The following is a 12,386-nucleotide window of genomic DNA, read 5'->3' on the forward strand; positions in this document are numbered from 1 at the left end:
GGCGGCCCTCGCGTCAGAAAAAGCGGGGGCCGATACAGTTCAGGTCAAGCTCATCAAGCCTTGCCGAGATAGCGGGGCGCCTCCTGGCGCACCAGTTCCAGCGCATCTTGCAGCTCCAGCAGCTCTGGTTCCAGCTCGCTCACCGGCACGCCGTCACGCAGCTGTTGCTCCAGCTGGGAGAGCAGCCGTTGCAGTCCCGGCACCCCGGAATAGGCACAGCCGCCGTTGAGGCGATGGAGCTGGGCCAGCACCTCGCTATCTTCAATTTCGCCCGCCAGTGCGCTATCCAGCACTGGCTCGACCTCGTCGAAACTGGCCAGCAGCATGGTCAGCATCTCTCTGGCGAGATGCTCTTTCCCCGCCGCCTGCCGCACCGCCAGTGCCCAGTCGATCTGTTGGGCACCATTATTCTGGTGGCGGCGATGGGCAAAGTCGGTGATGAGCTGGGCCAGCATGCTCTCGTCGATGGGTTTGGCCAGATAGTCGTCCATCCCCTGCCGGATCAGCCGCTCCCGCTCGCCGGGGATGGCGTGGGCGGTCACCGCCACGATCGGGGTGGTGGTGTTGAGGGACTGGTTGCGGATCGCCTGGGTGGCGCTGATGCCATCCATGATCGGCATCTGGATATCCATGAAGATGATGTCGAACGGTTGGCTCTGGGCCTGTTTGACCGCCTCCTTGCCGTTTTTGCACACCACCACCTGACTCACCATCTCCTTGAGCATGGCGGCGATCAGTTTGAGGTTGGCGGCGTTGTCGTCCACCGCCAGCACCTTGATCGGCTGCAACTGGCGCGGCGCAGGTTGCGCGGGCAGCTTCTGGCGGCTCGATTCCGGCGAGAGCAGGGCGTGCAGCAGCTTGCGGTGGTTGACCGGTTTGGAGAGACAGTGCTGGGCGCCATGGGCCAGCATCGCTTCATAGAGCGCCGGCTCGTGGCTGCTGAGCAGTACTATGGTGTTCTGCTGCTGGCCGCTCAGTCTGTCGAGACGGCCGAGCACCTGCTGCGGCGTATGCAGGGTGCTGCTGCCGATGATCACCATCTCCTGCTCGCTCATCTCGGGCCAGGGATCATCGCTGGTCAGTGGGTGCACGTCGAGGTGCCACTCCGCCAACAGGGCGAGCAGGGAGGCTTGCGCGAAGGGATCCGGTTCCAGCAGCCAGAGCCGTTTGCCACGGATCCGATCCAGCGGCAGTTGATCGGTCTGGGGCAGGGGGGATACCTCCACATCCAGACTGAAGGAGAAGATGGAGCCCTTGCCGAGCTCCGATTCAAAGCGGATCTGGCCGCCCATCTGCTGCACCAGCTTCTGGGTAATGACGAGGCCCAGGCCCGTGCCGCCATAACGGCGGGAGATGGAGGAGTCAGCCTGATTGAAGGCCTGGAACAGCTGATGTTGCTGCTCTTGGGAGATGCCGATGCCGGTATCGCGGATCTGGACGTTGAGCCTCACCTTGTGGTTGCCACTGCCGGTCTGCTCGATATGGACATCCACGTTGCCTTGCTCGGTGAACTTGATGGCGTTGCCGGTGAGGTTGGTCAGCACCTGTTGCAGACGCATGGGGTCGCCGGTGAGGTAGTCCGGCACATCGGCATCCACCCGCAGGGAGAGCTCCAGCTGCTTGTCGTGGGCGCTGGGGCCGAGCAGGTGCATGGTCTCGTTGAGGGTATCGCGCAGGCTGAACGGGATATGCTCCAGCTGCAGCTTGCCTGCTTCCAGCTTAGAGAAGTCGAGGATGTCGTTGATGATGCCAAGCAGGTTGCGCGCCGACTTCTCGATGGTTTGCATGTAGTCGGTTTGGCTCGGGGTCAGGCTGGTTTTCAGCAGCTGGCGGGTAAAGCCGATGACCCCGTTGAGCGGGGTACGCAATTCGTGGGACATGTTGGCCAGAAACTCCGACTTGACCCGCGCCGCCTCTTGCGCTCGTTTCTTGGCCATGTCGAGCTCGACGTTCTGGATCTCGATCTGCTCCAGGGTTTCGCGCAGGTCAGAGGTAGCCTGATCGATATTCTGCTGCATCTCTTCGTGATATTCGGAGAGCGCCTTGGCCATGGCGTTGATGCCGTTTTTCAGCATATCCAGCTCGCCGGTGAGCTGGCCGCTGACCCGGGTATCGAGCCGCCCCTCCCTGATCTTGTGCACCGCCTGCACCATGTTGGTGATGGGCTGGGTCACGCTCTTGACCAGCCGGAAGCCAAACAGGGTACTGAAGGCGACCCCGATGAGCACCATGATCACCGCAAAGAAGGTGTCGCGGTACTGCAGCAGCATGGCCCGATCGGTCGCCATCTGCATCGAGATGTAGCCGATCATCGGGGGCTCCACATCGCTGGGCAGCGGGAAGCCATCCAGACTGGTTTCAGCCTGGATCGGGGTGCGCAAAATGATGTCATCCCCCTGAAACGTCACGCTGGTCAGATCCGGAATTGGCTCGCCATCGGGCAGCCTGAGCCGGGTGAAATCCCGGTGGTAGTTCGAGGTGACGAACAGCTGGTTGTCCTGGGTGAAAACCGCGATGGACTTGATGAAGGGGGAGTTCTTGCGATGGGTCAGGCCAATCAGCCGCTTGAGGGATTCGCGACTGTGCTGGGTCATCCCGTATTCACTGGCGATCGCCAGCGGTTCGATAATGTTGATCCCCTGATCAATGAGGTTGTTTTCCAGCTGCTGGTAGCGGTGGAAGGTGAAGTAACCGGCCATCAGGCCACCGATGATCAGGGTTGGCAGGATGGTGAAGGCGAGAACGCGTGCTCTCAGGCCATATTTGGTCATACGAACAGGCCACCAGTGAACAGGGTTGGCGATAGGGTTGATGGCAATACACGGGCTCTGTGGCCGTATTTGGTCATACTATTATTCTTGTGGGACAATACCCGGCAGCAGATTCCACAATCATGACATAGCCACCTATAGGCACCAAGTTTTATGGCCCAGTTTTTCAAGCCCCAAAAGAAGTCCACCCAGCTCCAACGCATTGAATTTACGATAGACACCCTCGATCACCACTGCGTCGGTATCGGTCGCCATCAGGGCAAGGCGATCTTCGTCGAAGGGGCTCTGCCCGGCGAGACCGTCAAGGCACGCATCACCGAAGAAAAAAAACAGTATGGTCACGCCGCCTTGCAACAGGTGGTGACCCCGGCGGCTAATCGTATCGCTCCCTTTTGCGGCCACTATCGCGAGTGCGGCGGTTGCAGTGCCCAGCACATGTCGGTTGCCGATCAGCAAGCCGCCAAGGCGGCGGGACTGGTCAGCCTGTTCGAGCGGTTGGGCAACATCAAGGCGCCGGCGCTGGAGCCGGTACTGACCGGTGAAGATCGTGCCTACCGCCGGGTCTGTCGTCTGGCCATCAAATTTGACAAGAACGGTCGCTGCACCCGGGTCGGTTTCCGCCGCCGCAACAGCAACGATCTGGTGGAAATCGAAGGGTGCCCTGTACTGGCCGAGCCGCTCTCTGCGCTGATTGCCCCGCTGCGTGAATGCCTCAATCGCTTGAAGAGCCAGCGCGAGCTGGGCCATGCGGAGCTTATCCAGGCCGAGCAGGGGATCATGATGCTGCTGCGCCACATTGGTCGCCCCAATGAGGCGGATCGCGCCCTGCTGGTGGATTTTGCAAAAGCGCAGGGGATCGACCTCTATCTGCAGGCGGCCGATGATCGCATCGAAGCGCTGCAGCAACAATTTTCCCCATCCTACTCGCTGGATGGCCTGTCTCTTGCATTTGCTCCCGGTGATTTCATTCAGGTCAACGGCCCCATCAACCAGAGCATGGTTGAGCAGGCGCTGACATGGCTCGGGGCGAGCAAGGATGACAAGGTGCTCGATCTCTTCTGCGGCATCGGCAACTTCACCCTGCCGCTGGCCCGTCAGGCTCGCGAAGTGGTGGGTGTGGAAGGTGAACTGGCCATGGTGCAGCGGGCCGAAGAGAACGCCCGTCGCAACGGCATCAGCAATGCCCGTTTCTACAAGGCCGACCTGAGCGATGACATAGTCGGCATGTCCTGGGCGCGGGAAGGGTTTGATCTGGTGCTGCTGGATCCGGCTCGTCCCGGCGCGCTGGAAGTGATGGGACACGTCGTGAAACTTTCACCCAAGCGGGTGGTCTACGTCTCCTGTAACCCGGTCACCCTGGCGCGGGACAGTCAGGTACTGGTGAAAGGGGGTTACCGTCTGGTGCGCCTCGGCATGCTCGACATGTTCCCTCACACCGGTCATCTGGAGTCCATGGCGCTGTTTGAACGGGAGTAAATGACTCATCAGTTCGGCGATGCCGGATAGGTCATCCGGCATGTTTGTTACTGTTTGAGCAGGTGTGTATATGAAGTAATCCTGCTCATCAGTACGGCGATGCGGATATGTAATCTGGCGTGTCTGCGGCTGTTTGAGCAGGTGTGTATATGAAGTAATCCTGCTCATCAGTTCGGCGATGCGGATATGTAATCTGGCATGTCTGCGTCTGTTTGAGCTGATGTGATTGGGGTAATCTAGACCCTCGTCGTTCGGCAGGGCCTGTTGGCGCGCTCTATTGTCTTTCTGGACAATATGCCTTGAAAAGTGCGCTGGATATCCCCATTTGAGGCAATCTCATGAGGGGAGAAAGTGACAGCTTTCGGCCCGATAATTTAAAGGATTGATACCATGGTTGCGGTTCGCGATATTCATTTGAAAGACAACTTCACCCTGGAAGAGTGGGTCAGCTCGCTCTCCTTGAGTGACAGTGAAAAGGATCAGCTGCGAACCGTCTACCAGTATTGTCTGACGCTCGGTGACGAGGCGCTGACCAGCAAGCTGCTGGTGCGCGGCATCGAAATGGTGGGCATCCTGCAGATGCTCAGCATGGATATCGGTACCCTCAAAGCGGCCATCATCTACCCCTTCGTCGAAGCCGGTCTCATCAGCCAGGAGCGGATGGACGAGGACTTTGGCTCCAAGATCGCCAAGCTGGTGGAAGGGGTGCTGGAGATGGAGGCCATCCGCTCCCTGCAGACCCTCCATCGCAGCGAAACCTCGCCGGAGCAGGTCGACAACGTGCGTCGTATGTTGCTCGCCATGGTCGAGGATGTGCGCGCCGTGGTGATCAAGCTGGCGGAGCGGATCGCCTGCCTGCGGGAAGCGAAGACGGCAGATGAAGAGACCCGGGTGCTGATGGCCCAGGAGATCACCAATATCTATGCACCGCTCGCCAACCGTCTGGGCATCGGCCAGCTCAAGTGGGAGCTGGAAGATCTCGCCTTCCGTTACCTGCACCCGGATACCTACAAGCAGATCGCCAAGCAGCTCGACGAGAAGCGGCTCGACCGAGAGCGCTATATCCGCGAGTTTGTGCAATCCCTGCGTAATGGGTTGAAAGAGGCGGGAGTTGACGCCGAGGTGTACGGTCGGCCGAAACATATCTACAGCATCTGGCGCAAGATGCAGAAGAAGCACCTCGAATTCAACGAGTTGTTCGACGTGCGCGCAGTGCGGGTAGTGACCAAGCGTCTGCAGGATTGCTATGCGGCGCTCGGTATCGTGCATACCCAGTTCCACCACATTCCTCGCGAGTTTGACGACTATGTCGCCAACCCCAAACCCAACGGCTATCAGTCGATCCACACCGTAGTGGTGGGGCCGGAGGGCAAGACCGTCGAGATCCAGATCCGTACCGACCAGATGCATCAGGATGCCGAGCTCGGCGTCGCGGCGCACTGGCGCTACAAGGAAGGGGCACAGGCTGGCGGCAAGGCCAACACCTTCGAAGACAAGATCGAGTGGCTGCGCAAGCTGCTCGCCTGGCAGGAGGATCTCTCCGAGAGCGGCTCCCTGCTCGAAGATCTGCGCAGTCAGGTGTTCGAGGACCGGGTCTACGTCTTCACCCCGAAAGGGGATGTCATCGACCTGCCGGCTGGCGCCACCCCGCTCGATTTTGCCTATCACGTCCACAGCATGATCGGCCACCGCTGCATCGGCGCCAAGATTGACGGCCGCATCGTGCCGTTTACCTATGCGCTGCAGACCGGCGATCAGGTGGAGGTGATCACCCAGAAAGAGCCGAACCCGAGCCGCGACTGGATGAACCCCAACGCCGGCTTCCTGCGCTCCAGCCGGGCGCGGGCCAAGGTGGCGACCTGGTTCAGAAAACTGGATCGGGACAAGAATATCGTGGCCGGTCGCGAGCTGTTCGAGAAGGAGCTGGATCGCCACAACCTCAGCATGTCCAAGATCGACAAGGGCAACATGCTGCGCCGCTTCAATCTGGAGAGCACCGACGATCTGCTGGCCGGTATCGGCAGCGGTGATATCCGCATCAACCAGGTGCTCAACTATCTCGACACCTGCTACAACAAGCCGACGGCGGAAGAGGAAGATCGCCGCCTGCTGGAGAAGCTGGAGCAGAAGGCCAATGCGCCGATGCGCCACAAGCCCAAAGACCACATAGTGGTGGAAGGGGTCGGCAACCTGATGACCCATATTGCCCGTTGCTGTCAGCCCATTCCGGGGGACTCCATTCAGGGCTTTATCACCATGGGGCGCGGCGTATCCATTCACCGGGAAGATTGCGAGCAGTTGAAAGAGTTGTCACGTCGCAACCCCGAGCGGCTGATCGATGCGGTGTGGGGGGAGAACTACTCCGGCGGCTACGGCCTCACCATCCGGATCATCTCCAACGATCGCTCCGGCCTGCTGCGCGATATCACTACCGTGCTGGCCAACGAGAAGATCAATGTGATGGGGGTGCGCTCGCGCTCCAATGTGCGCGAGCAGACCGCGGAGATCGACATGGAGCTGGAGATTTACAACATCAACGCTTTCAACCGGGCGTTGGCCAAGCTCAGTCAGCTCAATGACGTAATTAGCGCCAAGCGCCTCTGATTGTCATCAAGAACCAACTTGTGACCGACCGCCAGGTCGGTCACTGTTTTGCCCCTGCGGTACGAATCAACAAGCGAATATCTCATGTCCCAACGTTACGATCTGCCCCAACTGCTCGACATCATGGCTCGTTTGCGTGACCCGCAAAACGGCTGCCCCTGGGATCAGAAACAGGACTTCCAGACCATAGTGCCGCACACCCTGGAAGAGGCCTACGAGGTGGCCGATGCCATCGAGACCGAAGATTGGCAGGGGCTGAAAGGGGAGTTGGGTGACCTGCTGTTTCAGGTGGTGTTTTACGCCCAGCTGGGTAAAGAGCGGGGCTTGTTCGACTTCGCCGATATCGTCGATACGGTGAGCGAGAAACTCATTCGCCGTCACCCCCACGTTTTTTCCGATGCAGATCTCTCCAACGAGCAGGCGGTAAAAGCGAACTGGGAAGCAGAAAAAGCCAAGGAGCGAGCGGCCCTCGACAAAGATAGCGTGCTGGACGACATCCCGCAGGCGCTGCCTGCCCTGACCCGCGCCGCCAAGATCCAGAAACGCTGCGCCACCGTCGGATTCGACTGGAAGACGTTGGGGCCTGTGGTGGACAAGATCCACGAAGAGATCGACGAGGTGATGGAAGAGGCATTGATGGCCGATGTGGACGAGGCGCGGGTGAGCGACGAGCTCGGCGATCTGCTGTTTGCCACCGTCAATCTGGTGCGTCATCTGGGCAAGGATCCGGAGCAGGTACTGCGAGGCGCCAACGCCAAGTTCGAACGTCGTTTTCGTCAGGTTGAGCAGATAATCGCCGCAGAAGGCTTGAAAATGACCGATTGCACCCTCGAAAAGCTCGATGCCGCCTGGGATAAGGCGAAGGAAACCGAGCAAAGTTGATTTGGCGCAAGATGGGGGGGCGGTGAGCCTGATAGATTTTTGCTCATTGTTTGGGAGAGGGGTTTTTGGTATACTGTTTCCCCGTCCTGCTTCATCCCCGAAGCACCCCTTAAAATTCCCTAAACTTCTTTCAGGTTCAGCATGACGACCAAATATATTTTTGTTACTGGTGGCGTTGTTTCATCCCTCGGCAAAGGCATTGCCGCAGCTTCTCTGGCAGCCATTCTGGAAGCCCGTGGTCTGGATGTGACCATCATGAAACTGGACCCGTACATCAACGTGGATCCGGGCACCATGAGCCCGACCCAGCATGGTGAAGTGTTCGTAACCGAGGACGGGGCCGAAACCGATCTGGATTTGGGCCACTACGAGCGTTTCATCCGCACCAAGATGACCCGTCGCAACAACTTTACCACCGGACGTATCTACGCCGACGTACTGCGTAAAGAGCGTCGTGGTGACTATCTGGGCGCCACCATTCAGGTTATCCCGCACATCACCAACGCCATCAAAGAGCGGGTTATTGCCGGTGCCGAAGGCCATCAGGTTGCCATCGTCGAAGTGGGCGGTACCGTAGGTGACATCGAGTCCCTGCCGTTCCTCGAAGCCATTCGTCAGCTGGCCGCCGAAGTGGGCCGCAACAACGCCATGTTCATGCACCTGACGCTGGTTCCTTACCTGGCTGCGGCCGGTGAAGTGAAGACCAAGCCGACCCAGCACTCCGTCAAAGAGCTGCTCTCCATCGGTATCCAGCCGGATGTGCTGATCTGCCGCTCCGACCGTGCCATTCCGGCCAACGAGCGCGCCAAGATTGCCCTGTTCTGCAACGTGCCCGAGCGCGCCGTCATCTCCATGAAAGACGTCGACTCCATCTACAAGATCCCGGCACTGCTGAAATCCCAGAATCTGGACTCCTACTTCACCGAGCGTTTCGGTCTGGAGTGCAAAGAAGCTGATTTGTCCGAGTGGGAACAGGTTATTTACGAAGAGGCCAACCCGACTGGTGAAGTGACCATCGGTATGGTCGGCAAGTACGTCTCCCTGCCGGACGCTTACAAGTCCGTCAACGAGGCGCTCAAGCACGGTGGTCTCAAGACCCGTCACTCCGTCAACATCAAGTACATCGACTCTCAGGATATCGAGACCCGTGGCGCCGAGCTGCTGGAAGGTCTGGACGCGATCCTGGTGCCGGGTGGCTTCGGTGAGCGCGGTGTGGAAGGCAAAATTCTGGCTGCCCAGTATGCCCGCGAGAACAAGATCCCCTACCTGGGTATCTGCCTCGGCATGCAGGTTGCCATGATCGAATTCGCTCGCAACGTAGCGGGCATGGAAGGGGCTCACTCCTCAGAATTCAAGAAAGATTGCGCGTATCCGGTCGTCGGCCTCATCACCGAGTGGGTGGATGAAGAGGGCAACGTCGAGACCCGTACCGAGAAGTCCGATCTGGGCGGTACCATGCGTCTGGGTTCCCAGCTCTGCCACCTGGTCGAAGATTCCAAGGTGCGTCAGATGTACGGCAGCCCGACCATTTACGAGCGTCACCGTCACCGTTACGAAGTCAACAACAAGCTGCTGCCGCAGATTGAAGCGGCAGGTCTGAAAGTGACCGGTCTCTCCGCCGACAAGAAGTTGGTGGAAATCATCGAGATCCCGGATCACCCCTGGTTCGTGGCTGCGCAGTTCCACCCGGAGTTCACCTCTACTCCCCGTGATGGCCACGCTCTGTTCGCCGGTTTTGTGAAGGCGGCAGGCGAGTATCAGAAGCGTAATTTGAAGTAATTGAAAATAAATGCGGTTGGGGCACTGTGCCACAGCCGCTTTTTTTGGCATATTTTTGTTGTTTTTTTACGAAACCTGAGGAAATACACATGTCCAAGATCGTTAAAGTGATCGGTCGTGAAATCATCGACTCCCGTGGTAACCCGACCGTTGAGGCCGAAGTTCACCTGGAAGGTGGTTTTGTTGGTATGGCAGCCGCTCCGTCTGGCGCGTCCACCGGTTCCCGCGAAGCGCTGGAACTGCGTGACGGCGACAAGAGCCGTTTCCTGGGTAAAGGCGTGCTGAAAGCCATCGAAGCCGTAAACGGCCCGATCGCTCAAGCTCTGCTGGGTAAAGATGCCAAGGACCAGGCCACCGTTGACCAGATCATGATCGACCTCGACGGTACCGAGAACAAATCCAAGTTCGGCGCCAACGCCATCTTGGCTGTTTCCCTGGCTAACGCCAAAGCTGCCGCTGCTGCCAAAGGCATGCCGCTGTACGCCCACATCGCCGAGCTGAACGGCACCCCGGGTGTTTACTCCATGCCGCTGCCGATGATGAACATCATCAACGGTGGTGAGCACGCCGACAACAACGTCGATATCCAGGAGTTCATGATCCAGCCGGTTGGCGCCAAGACCCTGAAAGAAGCCGTTCGCATGGGCGCAGAAGTGTTCCACAACCTGGCCAAAGTGCTGAAGTCCAAGGGCTACAACACTGCAGTTGGTGACGAAGGTGGTTTCGCTCCGAACCTGAAATCCAACGCCGAAGCGCTGGAAGTTATCGCTGAAGCCGTTGCCGCTGCCGGTTACAAACTGGGCACCGACATCACCCTGGCTATGGACTGCGCTGCTTCCGAGTTCTACGACGCAGAGAAGAAAGAGTACAACCTGAAAGGCGAAGGTCGTGTCTTCACCTCCAACGGTTTCTCCGACTTCCTGGCTGACCTGACCACCAAGTTCCCGATCGTCTCCATCGAAGATGGCCTGGACGAATCTGACTGGGAAGGTTTCGCCTACCAGACTGCTGAACTGGGCAAAAAAATCCAGATCGTTGGTGACGACCTGTTCGTAACCAACACCAAGATCCTGAAGCGCGGTATCGACAACGGCATCGCCAACTCCATCCTGATCAAGTTCAACCAGATCGGTTCCCTGACCGAAACTCTGGCTGCCATCAAGATGGCCAAAGACGCTGGCTACACTGCCGTCATCTCCCACCGCTCCGGTGAGACCGAAGACGCGACCATCGCCGACCTGGCTGTTGGTACCGCTGCTGGCCAGATCAAGACCGGTTCCATGAGCCGTTCTGACCGTGTTGCCAAGTACAACCAGCTGATCCGTATCGAAGAAGCTCTGGGTGCCAAAGCTCCTTTCCGCGGTCTGAAAGAAGTTAAAAACCAGGCTTAATTTGCTGGTTTGCCAGCCTCGGCTGGAATGAAAAAAACCGGAACCCTTGGGTTCCGGTTTTTTTATGCCTGAACATTGCCAAAACGGCCTGAGAGGCGAGGGGGTTGTGCCTCTGGTCTCGGGTCAGACAAAGGGGAGCATGCGCTGATAGCGCCCTGCATGGGCCTTGAAGCCCAGCTTTTCAAACATGGCGATAGAGCGGACGTTATCTGCATCGATATCTGCGGTGAGGCGAGTGACTCCCAGTGTGCTGGCATGGGCGAACAGCAATCCCAGCGCTTCCGACATAAACCCTCTGCGCCAATAGGCCGCATTGAGCAGGCAACCCACCTCGCAGCAATGGCCCGCCTCGCTGAAACTGTGCAGGCCGCAGGTGCCGATCACCTTGTTGCCCTCCCGCTCGACAATCGCCCACTCCAGTGACTCCCCCGTTTGCTCCAGCCGTACCACGCTCGCCATCATCTGCGCCATCATGGTGGGAGAGGTAAAGCAGGGATCAGAGGCAAACTCCATGGTCAGAGGATTGCCATAAATCTCGAACAGATCGGCAGCATCCTGCGGGCCAATGGTGCGTAGTACAATCCGCCTACCGGTTAAGTCGGGTTTCATAAATCTCCTTTGGATGTGTTACGCCAGCAGAGATGCATGCATGGTGGATGTCCAGCTTTCCTTTAAATTAATCGTCCCAGCAATTTTTCTTTAAGGCGTAATAAATAGAATGAATCTCGCACGGCCGCATTATGTTTATCCAATCTTAATTCTTCAAAAAATGCTGCACACTCAAGCAGATGTTTTTCATTAAAGTGGATCATGTCGCCAGACTCGTCGCATATTTTTCCCCAAGAGCGACTTTCGACAATCAGACCTTCCGCTCGATTAGAGAATAACTGGTAGCGCTCATTGCGACGTGTAAAACCGAGCATGCGATCTGCTAGCAAAGCCCCCAACGTTACGACGGAAAAAATACTCAAACCTAACGATAAAGCATGGGGGTGGGAGATAATCCAAGAAAAACCGGAGATCAGCGCACTAAATATCAGCACTAATGTAATTGGTTTCTCCCAATATTCAGTCCACTTTTCTCGCCGAGTTTTATTTTTAGTATTACTCTCGTTGTTAGTTTCAACTCCTTCTTCTTTACCATATTTTTCGACAAACCACGTCTGAGGTAAAAAAATTCGCAACAGCAATAACACAACGCTGCCAATCAAAATAAGGTCACGATATCCCTTATCAAATAGTATCAAGCTATGAAAAAAATCATCAACTTTTCCACTAAACAAATTATTCAGTGCTAGCACTAAGCACACACCAAAGAAAATCAGACCAACCCCGGAAAACAGTGGGAGCCGACGAAAAAGATAACGTAACCAGTAGCTTTCCCGCTCCTTGTTTTTTAAAGCTATGGCATGAAAGCTATACATCTGAGTTAACTCATCAAAATTGGTAATTTGCCTTGGTGGATTTTTTTCTGTCATTAAAT

The 12,386-nt window shown here is 57.2% G+C and carries 8 protein-coding genes; 5 read left to right on the plus strand and 3 right to left on the minus strand.

Going from position 1 to position 12,386, the window contains the following annotated elements:
• Positions 1-53 precede the first annotated feature (53 nt).
• Positions 54-2,771, minus strand: coding sequence for a two-component sensor histidine kinase BarA (gene barA, locus I6L49_RS19615; RefSeq protein WP_204385085.1), 2,718 nt, complete (start codon positions 2,769-2,771; stop codon positions 54-56).
• Between the two features lie 153 nt (positions 2,772-2,924).
• Here barA and rlmD point away from each other — a divergent pair, with 153 nt between their 5' ends.
• The 5 genes from rlmD (at position 2,925) to eno (ending at position 10,903) form a co-directional block, all read left to right on the plus strand.
• Entirely contained in the window at positions 2,925-4,247 is a 1,323-nt protein-coding gene (gene rlmD / locus I6L49_RS19620; RefSeq protein ID WP_216950191.1) for a 23S rRNA (uracil(1939)-C(5))-methyltransferase RlmD, read from the plus strand.
• A gap of 390 nt (positions 4,248-4,637) precedes the next feature.
• The gene (gene relA, locus I6L49_RS19625) at positions 4,638-6,851 is read left to right on the plus strand and encodes a GTP diphosphokinase (RefSeq protein WP_005335588.1); all 2,214 of its coding nucleotides are present in this window, start codon (positions 4,638-4,640) and stop codon (positions 6,849-6,851) included.
• An 84-nt stretch (positions 6,852-6,935) separates the two neighbouring features.
• Entirely contained in the window at positions 6,936-7,733 is a 798-nt protein-coding gene (mazG, locus tag I6L49_RS19630) for a nucleoside triphosphate pyrophosphohydrolase (RefSeq protein WP_216950192.1), read from the plus strand.
• 141 nt (positions 7,734-7,874) lie between these two features.
• Entirely contained in the window at positions 7,875-9,512 is a 1,638-nt protein-coding gene (gene pyrG / locus I6L49_RS19635) for a glutamine hydrolyzing CTP synthase (RefSeq protein WP_005335584.1), read from the plus strand.
• Between the two features lie 89 nt (positions 9,513-9,601).
• Positions 9,602-10,903, plus strand: a complete 1,302-nt coding sequence (gene eno / locus I6L49_RS19640) for a phosphopyruvate hydratase (RefSeq protein ID WP_005335583.1) — start codon at positions 9,602-9,604, stop codon at positions 10,901-10,903.
• A gap of 123 nt (positions 10,904-11,026) precedes the next feature.
• Here eno and I6L49_RS19645 read toward each other — a convergent pair whose 3' ends face one another.
• The gene (locus I6L49_RS19645) at positions 11,027-11,512 is read right to left on the minus strand and encodes a GNAT family N-acetyltransferase (RefSeq protein ID WP_216950193.1); all 486 of its coding nucleotides are present in this window, start codon (positions 11,510-11,512) and stop codon (positions 11,027-11,029) included.
• A gap of 62 nt (positions 11,513-11,574) precedes the next feature.
• Positions 11,575-12,381, minus strand: coding sequence for an antiviral RADAR system accessory protein RdrD (gene rdrD / locus I6L49_RS19650; protein ID WP_216950194.1), 807 nt, complete (start codon positions 12,379-12,381; stop codon positions 11,575-11,577).
• Between the last annotated feature and the right edge of the window lie 5 nt (positions 12,382-12,386).

It is taken from the genome of Aeromonas sp. FDAARGOS 1419 (genome assembly GCF_019047045.1).
Classification (GTDB): Bacteria; Pseudomonadota; Gammaproteobacteria; order Enterobacterales; family Aeromonadaceae; genus Aeromonas; species Aeromonas veronii.

Coding starts and splice junctions, on each gene's coding strand:
- barA (WP_204385085.1), bottom strand. CDS start 2,771: ATGACCAAATATGGCCTGAGAGCACGCGTTCTCGCCTTCACCATCCTG.
- rlmD (WP_216950191.1), top strand. CDS start 2,925: ATGGCCCAGTTTTTCAAGCCCCAAAAGAAGTCCACCCAGCTCCAACGC.
- relA (WP_005335588.1), top strand. CDS start 4,638: ATGGTTGCGGTTCGCGATATTCATTTGAAAGACAACTTCACCCTGGAA.
- mazG (WP_216950192.1), top strand. CDS start 6,936: ATGTCCCAACGTTACGATCTGCCCCAACTGCTCGACATCATGGCTCGT.
- pyrG (WP_005335584.1), top strand. CDS start 7,875: ATGACGACCAAATATATTTTTGTTACTGGTGGCGTTGTTTCATCCCTC.
- eno (WP_005335583.1), top strand. CDS start 9,602: ATGTCCAAGATCGTTAAAGTGATCGGTCGTGAAATCATCGACTCCCGT.
- I6L49_RS19645 (WP_216950193.1), bottom strand. CDS start 11,512: ATGAAACCCGACTTAACCGGTAGGCGGATTGTACTACGCACCATTGGC.
- rdrD (WP_216950194.1), bottom strand. CDS start 12,381: ATGACAGAAAAAAATCCACCAAGGCAAATTACCAATTTTGATGAGTTA.